General features: G+C 67.5%; 9 protein-coding genes. 8 read left to right on the top strand and 1 reads right to left on the bottom strand.

Annotated features, from left to right (window positions below; genetic code table 11):
- Positions 1-64: 64 nt before the first annotated feature.
- The 5 genes from ABZ807_RS25040 (at position 65) to ABZ807_RS25020 (ending at position 15,993) form a co-directional block, all read left to right on the top strand.
- On the top strand, positions 65-850 hold the full coding sequence (locus ABZ807_RS25040; protein WP_357162626.1) for an aldo/keto reductase: 786 nt from the start codon (positions 65-67) through the stop codon (positions 848-850).
- Between the two features lie 837 nt (positions 851-1,687).
- Positions 1,688-4,867, top strand: a complete 3,180-nt coding sequence (locus ABZ807_RS25035; RefSeq protein ID WP_357162623.1) for a hypothetical protein — start codon at positions 1,688-1,690, stop codon at positions 4,865-4,867.
- Positions 4,868-4,959: 92 nt separating this feature from the next.
- Positions 4,960-8,460, top strand: coding sequence for a LamG-like jellyroll fold domain-containing protein (locus ABZ807_RS25030; RefSeq protein WP_357162620.1), 3,501 nt, complete (start codon positions 4,960-4,962; stop codon positions 8,458-8,460).
- Positions 8,461-8,566: 106 nt separating this feature from the next.
- Positions 8,567-15,385: a polymorphic toxin-type HINT domain-containing protein gene (locus ABZ807_RS25025; RefSeq protein WP_357162617.1), complete on the top strand. Its 6,819-nt coding sequence runs from the start codon at positions 8,567-8,569 to the stop codon at positions 15,383-15,385.
- Positions 15,385-15,993 (top strand): hypothetical protein, encoded by a 609-nt coding sequence (locus tag ABZ807_RS25020; protein WP_357162614.1) that lies wholly within the window; start codon positions 15,385-15,387, stop codon positions 15,991-15,993. Before ABZ807_RS25025 ends, ABZ807_RS25020 begins: the two co-directional genes overlap by 1 nt.
- Before the next feature lie 122 nt (positions 15,994-16,115).
- Here the strand turns inward: ABZ807_RS25020 and ABZ807_RS25015 are convergent, their stop codons facing one another.
- Positions 16,116-16,598 (bottom strand): hypothetical protein, encoded by a 483-nt coding sequence (locus ABZ807_RS25015; RefSeq protein ID WP_357162611.1) that lies wholly within the window; start codon positions 16,596-16,598, stop codon positions 16,116-16,118.
- Positions 16,599-16,867: 269 nt separating this feature from the next.
- Here ABZ807_RS25015 and ABZ807_RS25010 point away from each other — a divergent pair, with 269 nt between their 5' ends.
- The 3 genes from ABZ807_RS25010 to ABZ807_RS25000 all read left to right on the top strand — a co-directional run bounded on the left by ABZ807_RS25010 (position 16,868) and on the right by ABZ807_RS25000 (position 18,489).
- Complete coding sequence (locus ABZ807_RS25010; RefSeq protein WP_357162608.1) at positions 16,868-17,218, top strand: hypothetical protein; 351 nt, start codon at positions 16,868-16,870, stop codon at positions 17,216-17,218.
- A gap of 156 nt (positions 17,219-17,374) precedes the next feature.
- Positions 17,375-17,929, top strand: coding sequence for a sigma-70 family RNA polymerase sigma factor (locus tag ABZ807_RS25005; protein WP_357162605.1), 555 nt, complete (start codon positions 17,375-17,377; stop codon positions 17,927-17,929).
- Positions 17,929-18,489 (top strand): hypothetical protein, encoded by a 561-nt coding sequence (locus ABZ807_RS25000; protein WP_357162602.1) that lies wholly within the window; start codon positions 17,929-17,931, stop codon positions 18,487-18,489. The genes ABZ807_RS25005 and ABZ807_RS25000 overlap by 1 nt, the downstream gene beginning before the upstream one ends.
- Positions 18,490-18,578: the final 89 nt, after the last annotated feature.

Genomic DNA, 18,578 nt, shown 5'->3' with positions numbered 1-18,578 from the left:
GCCCTGCTCCGCCGGTTGCCCGATTCCCGGCATGTCACCGGCGATGACGGGTAGAACGGTCGGTATGGACCACCTCGACCAGCCCACCGCGCTGCTGCCCGGCGACGTCCGGATGCCGCTGCTCGGCTTCGGCACCTGGCAGGCCACCGGCCAGGCCGGGTACGACGCCGTGCTGGCCGCCCTCGACGCCGGCTACCGGCACATCGACACCGCCACCATGTACGGCAACGAGGAGGAGGTCGGCCGGGCGGTCAAGGAGAGCGGGTTGCGCCGGGAGGACCTATTCATCACCACCAAGCTGCCGCCGGACCGGGTGGGCCGGGAGCGGGAGACCATCGAGGCGAGCCTGCGCGCGCTCGACACCCCGTACCTCGACCTCTGGCTGATCCACTGGCCGCCGTCGTCGCCGGCCGACAGCATCCCGGTGTGGCGGGAGCTGCTCGCCGCCCGGGCCGAGAACCTGACCCGGGCGGTCGGGGTGAGCAACTACGGCACCGCGCATATCGACGAGCTGATCCAGGCCACCGAGGAGAACCCGGCCGTCAACCAGATCCGCTGGAGCCCGTCCCTGTACGACCGGCAGCGCCACCTCGAGCACCGCAACCGGGGCATCGTGCTGGAGGGTTACAGCCCGTTCAAGACCAGCGACCTCTCCGAACCGGTGCTGACCCGGATCGCCGCCGCGCACAACGTGTCGCCGGCGCAGGTGGTGCTCCGCTGGCACATCGACCACGAGATCGTGGTGATCCCGAAGTCGGTCACCCCGGACCGGATCCGGGCCAACGCCGACATCTTCGATTTCTCGCTGACCGCCGAGGAGATGCGCGACATCGACGCGCTCGGCAGCTGACCGGCGGGGCCTTCCGGCCGTACCAAATGATGGGACGGCCCGTCCGGCATCCGGTCGGGGGGCTGAACCATCGTTCATGAATGGTGAATAGATCTCAGCCGGCCACCGGGGCGCGCTGGCCGGAGCGCCCACGACCACACCGCTAATCGCCTTTCGCTCTCGCCCGCGAGCTGCGTCGTCGCTGCCCCTTCGGGGTCGACGCCGCGTCCCACCGAACGTCTCGGCCGCTCCTCCACCGCTTCGTCGTGGATCACGCCCGGCTTCCCGGCGGATAGTTCCGCGGGGTGGGGTCCACCGATTTCCTGCGGGTCGCGACGGATGTGTCGATCGGCGCTGGGCACTGACTCTCGACGCGCTGAGCAGGCGCGACGTGGCCCGCGCGCCGCCGGGCCGGCTGGGCCGTCCCGAAATCCGACGCGCTTTCGCGGTGCCGGGAGCGGCGCCGGCCCGGACGCATTCTCACCGGCGACTGTCTGCCGCTCCGTCGATGTCGGCTACGCAATTCCTGGCGTTTCCCGTTGGCTTCCCGGTGTTCCCGAGACCTCGGTCCGCCGGTGATCCGCACCCGGCTGGGCCGGCGCATTTCCGTTGGCCGGACGGGTGTTTGCGGTAGCTGGCCGGCGGCGCATTCCGATCGATCGGCGGATAGTGGATGGGCCGACCGGCGACCTGCCGTACCCGCCTTCTGAACAGGCGAAACTCCAACGCGTAATCGCCGTTCCCGGAAAGTCCGCATTGCCGCTTACGTCCTCACTGGTTGTGACGCTCCTTGTGCGGAGAGCGGGCTGCTCCCTACAGTCCCGACCGACAACCTGGAGACACACGGGGGAGGGTTTCGTGGCACGTCGCAAGACTGCCACCGTTCGTTCATGCCTTGCGGCAGGAGTTGCCGTGCTGACGGCGGTCGCATTGGCTGGCATATCGGGCGAACCGGCGGAATATCTCGCCGCGGGGCCCGATGGCGTGACGGGTGGCGCAGAGAACAGGTCTGACGAGGCGGTGTCCCTGCGGGCCGCCCGCGAGACCGGCAAGCCGGTGCAGATCAAGAGCCTGACGTCGGAGACGACGGAGGTCTTCGCGCTACCGGACGGACAGTTCCGGGCGGACATCGCCACGGGCATGCAGCGGTTCCGCCAGGGCGGTGACTGGGTCCCGGTGGACCTCACCCTCAAGGCGGCGGCCGACGGGTCCGTCGCACCGGTGGCACACCCCAACGACCTGCGGATCTCCGGTCAGGCCGGCCCCGGCCAGCACGAGTTGGCCGCCGTCGGCGCCGGCGCGGAACGAGTGGCGATGGGCTGGTCGGGCGCGCTGCCCGCGCCGGTCCTCGCCGGCAACCGGGCCACCTACGTGGACGCCCGGCCCGGCGTGGACCTCGTCGTCGAGGCGACCCGGACGGGCTTCGAGCAGTTCCTGGTCGTGAAGACCAGGGAGGCCGCCGTTCAGGTGGAGACGGTCACCTTCCCGTTCACCGGACCCGGCGTTGCCGGATCGAACCGCGGGAAGGACGGCTCGATCGCGATCACCGACCGGGCCGGCAAGCAGACGGCCCGCATCCCCGCGCCACTGATGTGGGACGCGAAGAAGAACGCGATCACGGGTGGCCCCGCCGCCGAGAAGCCGGTCCGCACCGAGCTGGCGAAGCGCGGCGACGCCGTCGAGCTGACCCTGGCCCCCGACCGGGCCTGGCTGCGCGATCCGGCCACCGCGTACCCGGTGACCATCGACCCCACGGTCAACCCGGGCACCACGTTCGACACGTACGTGCGGGAGACGGTGACCACCGACAAGAACCAGGAGGCGGATCTCCAGATCGGCCTGCTGGCGACCACGCCGGCCACCCTCACCCGGTCGTTCCTCACCTGGGACACCACGGTTCTGGCCGGCAAGCAGATCAACTCGGCGACCGTCTCGTTCTGGAACTTCTGGTCGCACACCTGCACGGCGACTGCCTGGGAGATCTGGACCACGGGCACGTCGACCTACACGACGACCTTCACCAACCAGCCCACCTGGGAGGCCTTCGACGCGAAGTCCACGGCCACCCTCGGCGGGTCGACCTGCGCCGACGGCTGGGCCAACATCGACGGCAAGAGCTTCTTCCAGCGGGCCGCCACCGCGAACAAGACCCGCGCCGGCATGGGAGTGCGGGCCACCGACGAGACGGCGACCGCCGGCTTCAAGCAGTTCCGGTCCCGCGAGGGCGCCGCCGCCGCCGAGGACCCGAAGGCGTCGGTGACCTACAACTCCTGGCCGACCGTCACCTCCCGGGCCACCGTCCCGACCACCAGCTGTGTGACCGGCTCCAGCCGTCCGTCGGTCAACACCCTCACGCCGCAGCTCAAGGCGACCGTCTCCGACGGTGACGGCACCGCCATGACGGTCACCTTCGAGTGGTGGGCGATGAACGCCGACACCCCGATCGGGTCGGCCAGCTACAGCAGCGTCGCCTCCGGTGCCACCGCTGCCACGACCGTACCGGCCGGTGCCTTCGTCGACGGCGGCATCTACCGCTGGCGGGTCAAGGCCGCCGACGGCGTCTCCGGCAGCGACGTCTGGTCGTCGTTCTGCGAGATGCAGGTCTACACCACCGTCGCGCCGGTCACCGGCTGCACCAGCGGCACGGAGAGCGACTTCAACGGTGACGGCGTCTCCGACATCGCCATCGCCGACCCCGAGATGACCGTCAACGGCCTGGTCCGGGCCGGCCAGATCCACGTCGCCTACGGCGGCGGGACCACCGTGCACACGCTGCACGAGGGCGTCGCCAAGGTGCCTGGCGCCTCCGAGGCGGGCGACCGCTTCGGCACCTCGATCTCCAGCTATGACGCCAATAACGACGGCTGCAGCGACCTCGCGGTCGGCGTGCCGAACCAGAGCATCAGCGGCCAGACACAGGCGGGCGCCGTCTACGTGCTGCTCGGTTCACCAGCGGGTCTGGCGCAGGGACCGTCCTCGTTGGTCTACCACCAGGACGTCACCAACGTCCCCGATGCGGCCGAGTCGTTCGACTGGTTCGGCCACGCGGTGGCCGGGAGTCGGACCGCCAGCGGCGAGCCGTACCTGGTCATCGGCGCACCCGGTGAGTACCTTGCCGCCGGCGCGGTGACGGGCATAGTCCACTACATCCGCGGCAACGTGAACCTGGCGCTCAGCCAGGGCGGCGGCGGCATCCCCGGCGCGGCGGAGACCGACGACCGCACCGGCTATGCGGTCGCCGCCTCCAAGTACCACTGGGCGGTCAGCTCTCCGGGTGAGGCGATCGGCACCGCCGAGTTCGCCGGGGCAGTGAACGTCTTCAGCCACACGCTGACCAGCGGGCTGCCCACGCTCGCCGCAGAGCTGAACCAGGATTCGACGAACGTCTCCAACGTCGCCGAGGCCAACGACAACTTCGGCAAGTCGATCTCGATCGCCCCGTACCGGCCGGTCGGCAAGCCGGCCGGGACCGCGGACTCGCTGGTGGTCGTCGGCGTGCCGGGTGAGGACATCACCGTCTCGGGGACGAACCTGACGGACGCGGGCCTGGTGCACCGCTTCCACGTCACCGCCACCAACACCTACACCGAGCTTCCGGAGATCACCTACTCCTCGGAGGACGGCGACTACCTGGGCGAGAAGGTCGTGGTGGTCAACACGGCCCCGGCGAACGAGGGCACCAACTCGACGATGTTCATCGCGATCGGTGTCCCGGGCGAGGACGCGGGCACCTCGACGGTCGACTCCGGCCGGGTGCGGGTCTTCCCCGCGCTGGCCAATCCGATCGGGACGCCGGTCACGATCGAGCGCAACGGGTCGAGCCTGCCGGGCAGCATCCGGGCGAACGAGATCGTCGGCACCTCGCTCGGGGCCACCTCGCAGCGGCTGCTGGTGGCGACCCCGTACGGCACTGACGCCGTCTACGGCTTCACCTGGTCGAGCCTGGCCGGCGGGTCGACGGCGCCCACGGAGACCTGGCAGCCCGGCGTGAACGGCTTCCCGGCCAGCGTGAGCACGTTCGGGGCGGCGGTCAACTGATGAAACACATAAATTTGCACAGCTCAACGGGGGAGGAGCCGACGGTGGCCCGTCGTACGAGAAAGCGGGGCCGGCTCTTTACGCTCGGCCTTATGGTCGGCCTCGCCGGCCTGCTGTCCAGCACGGCCTACGTCGAGCAGCGGGCTTCCGAGCCGGCGCCGACGCCGGTCGCCGCGGTCGAGGAGAACCCGGTCCGGGACACCGAGGCCGAGGCGCTCCTCGCGGCCGCGTCGCTCAACCAGCCGGTCGAGGTGCTCGCGGAGCGGAGCGAGTACCGCGACGTCTTCGCCCAGCCCGACGGCACGAGCATCGCCAACGAGTACAACCAGGCGGTCCGGGTGCTCCAGGGCGACAGCTGGGTGCCAACCGACGCGACGCTCGTCGCCCAGCCGGACGGCACCTTCACGCCCACCGCGACGCTGCTCAACATGCGGCTCTCCGGCGGCGGCGCCACGCCGCTGATGGTCGCCGAGCGTGACGCCCGGGTCATGACGCTGACCTGGCCCAACCCGCTGCCGACGCCCACACTCAATGGGGCCCAGCTCATCTACCCCGAGGTGTTCCAGGACGTCGACCTGGTCGCCAACGTGACCGTCGAGGGCTTCTCGCACGTCCTGGTGCTCAAGACCCCCGAGGCGGCGAACCTGCCGGAGCTGCAGACCCTCAAGCTCGGGGTGACGGGTGAGGGCCTGGACATCCAGGAGACCGCGGACGGTGGCGTCGTCGCCCTCGACCCCGCCACCGGCAACCCGGTGATGGAGGCCGACGCTCCGACCATGTGGGACAGCGGTACCCAGGAGGGCACCCCGCCGGACGGCGGCGAGCTGCGTTCCTCCGCCACGACCGACGCGGAGACCACCGTCGGTGACGACCCGAACGCGGCCTCCGCGCAAGGGCCGGGGGACACTTCCCGGGTCGCCCAGGTGGGCCTCGACTACGCCCAGGGCACCCTCCGCCTCACCCCGGACCCGGCGATGCTCGCCGACCCGGACACCACCTACCCCGTGTACGTGGACCCGGTGTGGCAGAGCAGCACCAACAGCGCCTGGGCAATGGTCGACAGCGGCTATCCCAACGAGGAGTACTGGAAGTTCGACACCAAGCGGCACGAGCGCATCGCCCTCTGTCCGAACTACTGCAACAGCTCCAAGGTCAAGCGCCTCTTCTACCAACTTGCCACGCCGTACGCCGGCAAGACGATCCTGTCGGCGACCTTCCGGGTGACGTTGCAGCACGTCTACAACTCCACCGCCCGGGCGGCGGCGCTCTACCTCATGCCGGCCGGGATCAGCACCTCCACCAACTGGAGCAACCAGCCCGGTGGCTCCAGCTGGTCGACTGCCACCCACCTCGACACGAACTCCCCGACCAGCGTCCAGTCGACCTGCACCTCGACCAACCAGAACACCGAGTGGGACGCCAAGGTCGCGGTGCAGCAGGCCGTGGCGAAGGGCTGGAGCAACGTCACCCTCGGCATGAAGTCGGTCAACGAGAGCGACTCCAGCCACACCAAGCGGTTCTGCGACAACGGCGTGCTCTCGGTCCGGTACAACCGGGCTCCACTGATCCCCAACCTGTCCGACCTGACCATGTCGCCCGGCGGCCCTTGCGTCTACGGCTCCGGTATGCCCCTGGTTCCTGAGGTGCCGCGGCTCGACGCGATCCTGCGTGACCCGGACCACTCGTCCTCCAACACCGAGCAGGTCCAGGCCGAGTTCAAGGTGACCTACACGGCAAACGGCACCCCCACCACCCTCACCTACAAGACCCCGTTCAAGGCCAGCGGGTCGAAGTTCAGCTACTACGTGCCCACGACCATCCCGCAGAACGTCGCGATCTCCTGGGAGGTCCGAGGCAGTGACGGCGTGAGCTCGGGCCCGTGGAGCTCCGACGGATCCCGCAACCCGTGCCAGTTCACGTACGACGCCAGCAGCCCGAAGATTCCCGATGTCGACTCGCCGGAGTACCTCCCGGGCGACAGCCTGGACACCACGGCGGAGTGCAAGGACGACGACGAGTGGCGGGGTTCCATCGGCGTCGAGGGCAGTTTCACCTTCACTCCGGCGGACAGTGACGTCGCCGAGTACGAGTACTACTTCAACGACGAGCCGAAGGTGATCGTGAAGCCTGCCGCCGCCGGTGGCGCGGTCACGATCAGGTGGGCGCCGAAGAAGGAGGGCCCGAACCAGCTCTTCGTCAAGGCCATCGACCTGGCCAAGCGGGGCAGCTCACCTGCCACCTGCACCTTCCGGGTGGGTAAGCGGCCGCCGGTTGCACAGTGGCCGATGGCCGACGCGGCGGGTTCACCGCGTGGGGACAACGTCCGCGGCTCGAACGACGCGACGGTCGGCGGCGGCGTCACTTTCGCCACGGACAACAACCTCGGCCAGTGGGACCGGGCCGCCATCTTCGACGGCACCTCCAACGCCTACATGGTGACCGACAAGGCGGTGGTGGCCGACACCTCGCAGAGCTTCGCCATCACCGGGTGGTTCCGGGCCGACGACGTCAACCGGCGCCAGGTGGCGGTCAGCCAGGACGCCACCGGCGAGCCCGGGTTCAGCCTCGGCGTCGACCAGGGCACCTGGTTCTTCCGGATGCCGACCAACGACGTCATCAACCTGGGTGAGTGGAAGGTGACGGCGGGCACGGCCACCACCGACTGGACCTTCGTCACGGCGATCTTCGACGGCCCGAACAAGAAGATTTCCCTCCAGGTCGGTGCTGGCGCCCCGGTGGTCAAGGACCGGCGCTCGCTTGTCCGGGCGCGTGGTGCCCTCCAGCTCGGCCGCCACACCTACAAGGGGGGCGGGTACTCCGACTTCTGGAAGGGGGGCATGGCGGACGTCTCCATCTTCGACCGCCCGATCGTCACCGAGGACACCACCGGGCTGCAGAAGCAGTTGCTGGCCCGCAAGGGGTACTGGCAGGTCAACGACCAGGTCAGCAAGCAGAGCCCGGAGGTGGGCGGCGGGACGCCGCTGCTCCTGAGCCAGGAGAGCATCCTGGCGAGGACCCCGACTCCGATCGGCCGGTTCGTCGGCACGGGCCACCTGCGGCTGACGGGCAAGGCGGACCAGTACGCCGAGACGTCCAGCGCGCTCATCGACCCCACGGGCAGCTTCACCATCACCGCCCGGGTGCGGCTCACCAGTAGCTCGGTCGGCCACGCGATGACTGCCTTCTCGATCAAGGGCACCAACAACACGGCCGTCGTCGTCCGTGCCAACAACGACGGCGAGTGGGAGCTGGCCGCAACCGCGGACGACAAGACGGGCGCCCACTTCGCCACGGTGCAGACCGATGTCCCCGCGTCGCGGACGGGGGCGGGTAACCACCTGGCCCTGGTCTACAACGGCTACACCCGAGAGCTCGCACTCTGGGTCGACGGCCAGTCGACGGAACTGCCCGCGCTGGGCACGCCGTTCACGCCGACGTCAATGACCAGCCTGCAGTTCGGCCGGGCCGTCCTTGACGGTGCTCCGACCGAGCACCTGTCGGGCCTCCTCGACGAGATCCGCGTCTACGACGGTGTTGCGGACAAGATCAAGATCGACAAGATCCGCGTCATCGGCGAGAACCGCAACATCTGAGATCCCCGGCGTCGGGGCCGTCCTTCCGGGACGGCCCCGACGCCTCCTGCTCTCGGTCCCGATCGATTTTCTCCTTTCTGTCCGAATCGACCCCTGGGGAGGGTGGATGTTCTCCCGAGTCCTGGTCGCGTCCGGCGCTTTGCGGCGCCGGGTGGTGCGACCGGTGTCCTGGGCGATGGCCGGTGTGATGAGCGTGAGTCTCATCCAGGTGGCCACCGCTCCCGCCTCGGCCGCGGCGGAGCGTAAGCGCCCGACGGCCACCGACGTCGGCAAGACCGTGCCCAACCGTGCCCCGCTCGGCGTGAAGCCGCGCAAGGGCAACCCGGCGGCTGATGCCGCCACGACCACACCTGCCAAGGTCACCTGGCCGGCGGCGGGCGCCACCGAGATCGCCGTACCCGCTGCGCCCGCAGCTGTGCCGGCGCAGGCCGGCGCGCGAGCCGGAACCCCGGCCACCGGGCCGGCTGCTACCGGCAAGGCCGGCGGCCTCGCCGTGTCGGTGTCGGCCGTGGTCGCTTCCGCCCCGAAGGCGGGCGCCAAGGCGGCAGCGCCGTCGTCCACTCCGGCCTCCGCGCCGGGTAAGGTCCGCATCGAGGTGCTCGACCGCAAGGCCTCCGAGCGGGCCAGGGTCGACGGCCCGCTGGTGCGGGTCAACCGTGCCGACGGCCAGCAGACCGCCGGCGACATCCAGCTCGGCGTCAGCTACGACGGCCTGGCCGGCCTGTACGGCGGCGACTTCGGAGCCCGCCTCAAGCTGGTCAAGCTGCCGGAGTGCGCCCTCACCACGCCGGAGAAGGCCGGGTGCGCGCCCGAGCCGCTGCCGACCGTCAACGACGGTGAGCACAAGACCGTCTCGGCGACGGTCAGCGCCGCAGCGACGAGCACGACCTTCGCGCTGACCGCGAGCGAGTCCTCGTCCCAGGGTGACTACGGCGCGACCAAGCTCGCCCCGTCGTCCAAGTGGTCGGTGGCCCCGTCCACCGGTGGCTTCTCCTGGAGCTACCCGGTGCGCACGCCCCCGGTCCCGGGCGGCGGCGCGCCGGGCATCACCCTGGCCTACTCCTCGCAGTCGGTCGACGGGCGCACCGCGGCGACCAACAACCAGGGGTCCTGGGTCGGTGAGGGCTTCAACTACGAGCCCGGCCACATCGAGCGCCGCTACAAGTCGTGCTCGGAGGACGGCCACGACCAGTACGTCGACCAGTGCTGGGCGTATGACAACGCCACCATCCTGCTCAACGGCAAGTCCACCGAGCTGGTGAAGAGCGGCAGCACCTGGAAGTTCGCCACTGACGACGGCTCGAAGGTCGAGCGGTTCACCGGCGCGGTGAACGGCGACAACGACGGCGAGTACTGGGTGGTGACCACCACCGACGGCACCGAGTACTACTTCGGCAAGAACCGGCTGCAGGGCTGGGTCAGCGGCAAGGAGGAGACCAACTCCGTATGGACTGTTCCGGTCTTCGGTGACGACGCGCTGGAGCCCTGCAACAAGTCCACCTTCCTGGAGTCGTACTGCGACCAGGCGTGGCGGTGGAGCCTCGACTACGTCAAGGACCGCTACGGCAACGTCAGCTCGTACTACTACGCACGGGAGACGAACCACTACGCCCGGGCGAAGAACACCGACGTCAACGGCGTGCCCTACCACCGCGGCGGCTACCTGAAGCGGATCGACTACGGGCAGCGGCACAACGCCGTCTACACCACCAACGCCCCGGCACGGGTGCAGTTCGCGGTGAAGGAGCGGTGTCTGCCCACCGGCAACATCGACTGCGACCCGCAGGACCTGAACACCACCACCGCGCCGTACTGGCCGGACGTGCCGTTCGACCGCAACTGCAACGCGAACATCAAGTGCAAGCTGGACCAGATCAGCCCGACGTTCTGGACCCGGGCGCGGCTGACCGGCATCACCACCGAGATCCGGGAGGGCACCGGCTGGACGCCGGTGGACAACTGGAAGCTCGACCACCTGCTCACCGACAACGGTGACGCCTCCCGCACGCTCTGGCTCAGCAAGATCACCCACACCGGCATGCACGGCTCGGGCGCCGACGTAGCCATGCCGTCGGTGGAGCTCGGTGGTCTGCAGCTGCCGAACCGGGTCGACAAGTCCGACGACAACATCAGCCCGCTGGTCCGGTTCCGTCTCGCCACGGTCTGGACGGACACGGGCGGGCAGATCGACGTCAACTACGCCACCCCGGACTGCACCGCGAGCACGTTGCCGACCGAGGGCAACAGCACCAAGCGCTGCTACCCGGTGAAGTGGAACCCGCTTGGCACTGGCGACCCGATCACCGACTGGTTCTTCAAGTACGTCGTGGACAAGGTGATCGAGACCGACCGGACCGGCGGCGCGCCGGACATGGTCACGAAGTACGACTACCTGGACGGCGCCGCCTGGCGTAAGGCCGACCCGGACGGGATCTCCGACCCGAAGGACCTCACCTGGAGCGAGTGGCGGGGCTACGGAAAGGTCGTCGTCACCGTCGGCAACGGCCAGACCCAGACCACCAAGACCGAGTACCGCTACCTGCGCGGCATGCACGGCGACAAGCTGCCGAACAGCACCGACACCCGGGACGTCCGGGTGACCGACTCCGACGGCGTCGAGCACATCGACTACGACCAGTTCTCCGGGCACCAGCTGGAGAGCACGGTCTACGACGGGGCGGCGGCGGTCAGCCGGAACATCGCCACGCCGTGGCGGCACAACACCGCCACCGAGTCGCACAGCTGGGGCGACAAGAAGTCCTGGTTCACCAACACTTCGGTGACCCGTAGCTTCGTCGCGCTCGCGGCCGGCGGCTGGCGGGAGACCAAGAACATCTCGAGCTTCGAGACGACGTTTGGCCGGGTCACCCAGACCGAGAACCTGGGCGACGTCGACGTCACCGGTGACGAGGCGTGCAACCGCACCACCTACGCCGACAACGCCACTGGCTACCTCTACAGCCTGGTGGCGCGGACCGAGTCGGTGTCGGTGGCGTGCTCTGTCACCCCCGACCGCAAGACGCAGGTCATCTCCGACACCCGGACGCTCTACGACGGCAAGGCCTTCGGCGTGGCCCCGACCCTGGGCAACCCGACCAAGTCCGAGCGGTTGAAGAGTCACGACGGCACCACGGCCACCTACATCACGGCCGCGTCGGGCACCTTCGACTCGTACGGCCGGCCGCTGACCGCGACCGACGCGATGGGCAACACCACGACCACCGCGTACACCGAGACGAACGGCCTGACCACCAAGGTGGTCGAGACCAATCCCCTCACCCACGTCACCACGACCGAGTACGCCCCGGCGTGGGGCAGCCCGGTCAAGCAGACCGACCCGAACAGCCTGGTCAGCCAGTTGGAGTACGACCCGCTCGGCCGGCTGACCAAGGTGTGGATGCCGGACCGGACCGGCGCGGTCGGGCTGGACCCGAGCATCAAGTACACCTACCTGATCCGCACCGACAAGCCAGTCGCCGTCAAGACGGAGAAGCGGCAGAACGACGGCTCGTACAGCGTCGAGTACAAGCTGCACGACGGCCTGCTGCGCCCGCGCCAGGTGCAGACCGAGGGGCCGAACGGCACCCGGATGATCGCCGACACCATCTACACCCCGACCGGCCAACTCGACCGGACGTACGCGACCTACAACGCTGGAGGTGCGCCGACCGACTCCATCTTCCCGGTCACCATTGGGGAGGTCGACGGTCAGACGTTCTACGTCTACGACGGCGCGGACCGGGTCGTCGCAGAGATCTTCTCCGTGGCCGGCAACGAGAAGTGGCGGACCACCACCACCTACGGCGGTGACCGGGTCTCGGTCGACCCGCCGCAGGGTGGCACGCCCACCACAACGATCACCAACGCCCTGGGGCAGACGACCCAGCTGCTGCAGTACAAGGGCACCGGTCCGTCCGGCGCGTACGACAAGACCGAGTACGCCTACACCCCCTCCGGCAACCTGGCCACAGTGAAGGACCCGGCCGGAAACGTCTGGAAGCACGAGTACGACCAGCTCGGCCGCAAGGTCAAGTCGATCGATCCGGACGCCGGCACGACGACGGTCACCTACGACAACCTGGACCGGGTCACGAGCACCACCAACGGCGTGAACCAGACGATCAGCACCAAGTACGACGAGATCGGCCGGACGACCGCCAACTACAAGGGGGCGGCCGACACGGGCGTGCTCCTCAGTAGCTGGACCTACGACCTGGAGATGCTGGGCAAGCTCTCATCGAGAAGCCGCTGGATCGAAGAGGCTGAGTACGTCACGTACTACACCGCCTACGACGAGTTCTACCGGCCGCACGCCACCTACTACCAGGTGCCCGAGCACGCCGGTGCCGAGCTGGCCGGGCTGTACACCTTCTCGGCGGAGTACAACAGCGACGGCACCGTCGCCTCCGTCGGCATGTCGGAGGGCGGTGGCCTGCCCTTCGAGGCGATCGCCAACACCTACGACAGCCTGGAGCGCCTGACCGCCAGCAACGGTGACGCGCCGTACCTGACCGACGTGGACTACTCGTACACCGGCGAGGTCATCCAGACCGAGTCGGCGCTGGGCGCCAACAAGGTCTGGTCGACGTACCAGTACGAGCCGGGCTCCAAGCGGCTGGTCAACCAGCGGCTGGACCGCAGCGGCGCGCCGATCATCGACATCGACGCCCGCTACACCTACGACGCGTCCGGCAACATCCTCCAGATTGCCGACACGCCGTCGGGCACCCGGGACGTGCAGTGCTTCACCTACGACTACCTGCGCCGGATGGAGCGGGCCTGGACGTCGGCGAGCACCGCGACGGACCCGTGCGCAGGCGGACCGTCGGTGACCGGCGTGGGCGGGATAGCCCCATACCACCACGCCTACACCTTCGACGTGGTGGGCAACCGGAAGACCGAGTCGCAGTACGCCCCAGACGGCAGCGCGCTGATCCAGCGCACGTACAAGTACCCCACCGCGGGCACGGCGCAGCCGCACACCCTGCGCGAGATGACCGAGAGCACTCCGCAGGGCGACAGGCTCTACACCTACGACTACGACGCCGCCGGCAACACGAAGCGGCGGACCAAAGTCGGTGAGGACCAGACCCTGCTCTGGGACGCCGAGGGCAACCTCGAGTCGGTCACCGACGCCGCCGGCAAGAAGACCAGCTTCTTCTACGACGTCAACGGCTCCCGGATGCTCCGCAAGGAGCCGAACGCCACCACCCTCTACCTGCCGGGTATGGAGATCCGGCTCAACCACACCACCAGGGCGACGGACGCCACCCGCTACTACTCGTTGCCGGGTGGCGGCACGGTCGTCCGCAAGCTCAACGGTCTGTTCTACGTCGCCTCCGACCACCACGGCACTGGCCAGGCGACGGTCGACGAGACCGGCGCGGTCCTACACCGGCGGAGCACGCCGTTCGGTGAGGCCCGTGGCAACCAGCCGACACCAGGGCAGTGGCCGACGGAGAAGGGCTTCGTTAACGGCAACCAGGACTCGACCACGGGCCTGGTGAACATCGGCGCCCGCGAGTACGACATCGTCACGGGCCGGTTCGTCTCCCTCGACCCGATCATCGACATCAACGACCCGCAGCAGATGCACGGGTACGCCTACGCTAACAACAACCCGATCTCGTTCTCCGACCCAGACGGCCTCAAGGCCTGCTCGGACGACGCCTGCGGCCCGGGCGCCGACTACGAGGACATGTACGGCAACTACCACAAGGTCAAGGGGCACAACGACGGCTGTGGTGGCTGCTCTGGGGCGTACGACCCGGACGAGCCGACGATCAACGTCCACAACAATCCTCGCGCTACCGAGGCGGACCGGGCCCGTGCAGCTGCTGCCGCTGCTGAGCGGGAGCGGCAGGCGCGGATCGCGCGGGCCAAGCAGAAGCTCCTCGATGCGGCCAAGGCCTTGGCAAAGATTCTCATGGACGAGTTGGGCATCACCGACGCGCTCGACTGCTTCACCAAGGGTGACATGGGAGGTTGTCTGGCCACCGCAGGCAACATCGCCAGTTCGATGCTTGGTGGTGTCCTCGGCAAACTCGCCGCCAGGTACGGCGCCCCATGGAAGTGGAAGAAGCTCGCCAACCTGACCAGCAGGGTAAAGGGGCTTCTGGGTGACCTCATCGACGGAGCGAAGAACCTCCTGAAGAAGGGGTGTCACAGCTTTACCCCAGGCACCCTCGTTCTGCTTGCCGACGGTTCCGTGCGCCCGATTGAAAAGCTGAAGCCGGGCGACCGGGTGCTGACTGCGAACGTCAGTAAGGCGAAGTTCGAAGCACATACCGTCGTAGCGACTCATGTGAATCAGGACGTCCTACTGGCCAACCTGATTCTCTCTGTCGATGGCCGGCGTGAGTTGGTGGAAACGACTCAGAACCACCCCTTCTGGAGTGTCAGCCGGGGTGATTGGATCGAGGCTTCACAGCTTAAAGTGGGGGAGCGCCTCCTCGCTGCTGACGGTCGTCAGGCAACGGTGCGGGAAGTGGTCTCCTACACCGGCAATCAGAAAATGCACGACCTGACTGTCGAGTCGACCCATACCTATCACGTTGTTGTGGGCGGCTCTCCCATCCTCGTTCACAACTCCTCGGCCTATGCCTGCGAAGTTAAAATCAGCAGAGCTACTCACCCGGAATCCGCCCAGCATATCGAGGATGCTCAGGCTGCGGGGCACCCGGACATCGTCACGATTAACAGGGCTGGAGCCTATCAGAATCGGAAGGATTCGCTCAGAGGGCACAAGAAGGTGCCGGGCAAGCAGCTCGACGAGTATCCTCCTGCTATGTTTGAGGAAGGCGGTACGGGGGCGAGCGTTCGCGCCATCGATGGGTCGGACAACGGCGGCTCCGGCGCGCGGATCGGTAACCTGCTGCGGGCATATCCGGACGGCACTCTTGTGAAGATATCGGTGGTCGACTAATGAGCAACGCTCTTAAGCGTTTGGTGCAGTTGGGTACGCCTGATCTTGGAGACTCGGCTGATCCTGACTCCCTGCCAGACGTGTTGGCGCCAATTCTGATGCGCACGAACGGCTTTTATGCATTCGAATCCGCCCTGCTGGTAAGGCCGGCAGGTGGAGGGATGGGTAGTCTTGAATGGTGGAATAATGAACTGAATTGGCGCGAAGCGTATCCGCAGCTGAGTCGGGATTCCGTCTTCTTTGCCGAAGATGTATTCGGATTCCAGTTCGTGACGTGCGGTGAGGGGTTCTACTCGTTCGACCCAGAGACTGCCGAGCTCGAATTTGTCGGCGATACCGCAGAAGCGTGGGCGGCGGCGATTCTTGATGACTACGAAGTCATGACGGGCCATGCCGTGGGTCATGATTGGCAGCAGTTGAATGGTCCGTTGAAGCGAGGGCATCGACTCGCTCCCGCGCTGCCCTTTGTCCTAGGAGGCGAATACCGGGCTGAGGTGCTGCGGCAGAAAGCGGACTGGGAGCTGGCGGCATTCAGGGCGGATGTTTACAATCAGATCAAAGATCTGCCAGATGGTGCGCAGGTGAAAATCCGAATGGATGACAACTAGCCCAACTTGGATCTCCTGTAATGAACGCCCTCGTCGCCCTGCGTGCGGCGAGGGCGCTTCATTACGTGTTGCGGGCACCATTCTGTCCCGGGCCGGTTCTGGTAAACCCTCTCAGGGGTTGATCAATTCGGCTGCCACCGCTTTACAACCGCTGTTGCGGTCTGGGGAGCGGGCCAGACCTCAATCAGCACCTTTTCCATCGTTGACGGATCCTCGTCGGAGGATTCCGCAAGCTCCTCGGCAATTCCCAGATTAGATCTCGAAACTCGAACCCGCAGCCAGCCTGGCGGGACGGTGATTCTCTCTGCTTCCGGTGCGAAGTCCGTGCACCCCATCACAATCAAGCGGCCCGACTCGACGAGGATGCTTGCCTCCGTCACATGATCATATATCTCGGAATTGTTTGGCGGGGCCTGCGTCAATGTATCGATTGTGACCGACACAAGGACGTTGACGGTTGTGCCCACACCAAGCGCGTCACGTGCTACTGCAATCTTGTCAGTGGTCGCTTGAGGGGTCCAGGCGCTACTAAATTCGGTGGTTGAACCCTCGTCAAAGAGGTGAAGTTGATGGTAGTCCGCAAACAATTCCAGGTGCGTGGCCATGCCGTACATCATCGCTCCTGCTCTCTGAGTGGGCTAGGCCGAGGAGCGTTCCTCCCTAACTTGGCGAAGTGCTGCGAGAGAAGGACGTTCAGGAGACATGCGCCGGCATCCCCTGCTCACCGCTGCGGCCGCTGCGGGGGAGGTGGGTGCGGCTCCGTCAAGATCGCGGAATGCCCTGGTTGGGTAGGAGTCGGCGCAGGTGCCGGATCCGCGGGGTCGCCGTGGCCGGCGGTATGCGCTGTGCGGGTTGTGGCGGTGGCGGGTGTGCCGTGCTGGCCGGTGCCCAGTTGCTGGTCGCGATCGATGAGTGGGTTGCTGACGCTCCGGTAGAGGTCCTCGCCGCGTTGGGACTGCGAGCTGACCCGTGGATGTCGCTGCAGCCACCGGGTGACGCGACGGTGCGGCGGATGCTGGCCCGCGTCGACGGCGACGCCCTGGATGCGGCGATCGGTGGCAGGCTGCTGCGGGTGAACCCACCCACGCCGGCGCCGGCCATTGAGGGACGACTGACCTTGGAAGACCTCGGGGCTCCGCCCCGAACCCCGACCCTCCTCAGAGATGCCGACGAGGAGATCCGCTTGAGTTCCGCAGGATCGGTCCTGAACGGAAGCAGATGCTGAGGCTTGTGGGAGCCCGTCGAAGGCCCGTTCCGGCGGAGCTGTTGCTCCAGGGGGCGTCGTACGGTGCGTGAGGGGTGGTGGGAGGTCGGCGGTAATCATCGGACCGGTGGTGACACAAGCCAGGGTGAGAGTTCGTCAACCAGGCGGGAGTCTTGGATGGGTCCACCGGGAAAACGCGATGAGGATTGGTTCACCAGGGTCTACGCGGCCGATTACGGACAGGTGGTGAAGTACGGCCAGCGTCGGCTTGCCGATCCGGATGCGGCGGCTGAACTCGCTCAGGAGGTGTTCGTCATCGCCTGGCGGCGTCGCCGCGAGGTTCCGGACCGCAGCCTGCCCTGGCTGTACGGGGTGGCTCGTCGCCTGCTTGCGAACGAATGGCGAGCTCGGAGAGCTGCGCCGGATGTACTACCGATGACCGACGCTGACCTTCTGCAGAAGCCGGGCTCGTCCGGCGCCGACGCGACTGTGGGCGTCGCCGATCTCCAGGCCGCTCTAGTCACCCTCGCCGACCTCGACCAGGAAATCCTCCGGCTGGTCGGTTGGGAGGAACTGACAGTTTCCGAGGCCGCTCAAGTCCTCGGCTGTACCCGTACCACCGCCGCGGTGCGTTTGCACCGCGCCCGTAGGCGCCTCAACGAAGCGATGTCATACCGAGCTGTACCGCCGGCGCAGCAGCCGGTGTTGGCGAGTCCTCGAAAGGTCATGTGATGTTCGGAGAAGAGCGAACGCGTACCCTCCTCGGTCCGGCTGACCCGGCCCGGCACAGCACCATCGCACCGCCCCGGCTTTCGGCACACGATCTGATCGTCCGCGCGGAGGCTATCGCCGAGCCGGTCGCCCATCGCCGCCAGGCACGCCCGACCCGCAGGCTGGTTCTGACGGCCGGGACGCTGGCCGCAGCGGTCGGCGCCGCAGCAATCACCCAAAACTTCGGCCCGTCCAGCCCGGACACCTCGCAGATCGCCAGCCCGCCCGGGGCGGATCCGGGGGCGGTGCTCGTGCCGGTGGCGTACGGCTCTGGCGCCCGTGATGCTGGGAACCAGCTGCGCGCGTTGGCGAGCAGGCTCGTCGATGCGAAGTACGACAACCGTACGGGCCGGTACATGTACCACCACACGAAGACGTGGGGCGACCCAGTGATGACGTCTCCTGACGGTCGCCACCACGTCGCTTTCGCGGCCGATAGCAAGGTGTGGCAGGCGGCCGACGGGACCGGTAACCAGGTCACGATTCAACTTGAGCCTCAGTATCCGGACCAGGAGTGTTAGCCGTCACCGAAGGTGACGACGAGTTGGCTCTTGCCCGTCATTGATCTTGAGGGAGTCTCTGGCGTGACCCGGTGGGGTTGCGCTTGTTC

Origin of the sequence: Micromonospora sp. NPDC047548, from assembly GCF_040642975.1 — a bacterium.
Lineage (GTDB): Bacteria > Actinomycetota > Actinomycetes > Mycobacteriales > Micromonosporaceae > Micromonospora.
Note: the sequence above shows the minus strand (reverse complement) of the source record. Positions and strands in the feature narration are given on the sequence as shown.

Bases quoted from the DNA above. Each gene is read 5' to 3' on its own strand.
- ABZ807_RS25040 (WP_357162626.1), top strand. From the start codon at position 65: ATGGACCACCTCGACCAGCCCACCGCGCTGCTGCCCGGCGACGTCCGG.
- ABZ807_RS25030 (WP_357162620.1), top strand. From the start codon at position 4,960: ATGGTCGGCCTCGCCGGCCTGCTGTCCAGCACGGCCTACGTCGAGCAG.
- ABZ807_RS25025 (WP_357162617.1), top strand. From the start codon at position 8,567: ATGTTCTCCCGAGTCCTGGTCGCGTCCGGCGCTTTGCGGCGCCGGGTG.
- ABZ807_RS25020 (WP_357162614.1), top strand. From the start codon at position 15,385: ATGAGCAACGCTCTTAAGCGTTTGGTGCAGTTGGGTACGCCTGATCTT.
- ABZ807_RS25015 (WP_357162611.1), bottom strand. From the start codon at position 16,598: ATGGCCACGCACCTGGAATTGTTTGCGGACTACCATCAACTTCACCTC.
- ABZ807_RS25005 (WP_357162605.1), top strand. From the start codon at position 17,375: ATGGGTCCACCGGGAAAACGCGATGAGGATTGGTTCACCAGGGTCTAC.
- ABZ807_RS25000 (WP_357162602.1), top strand. From the start codon at position 17,929: ATGTTCGGAGAAGAGCGAACGCGTACCCTCCTCGGTCCGGCTGACCCG.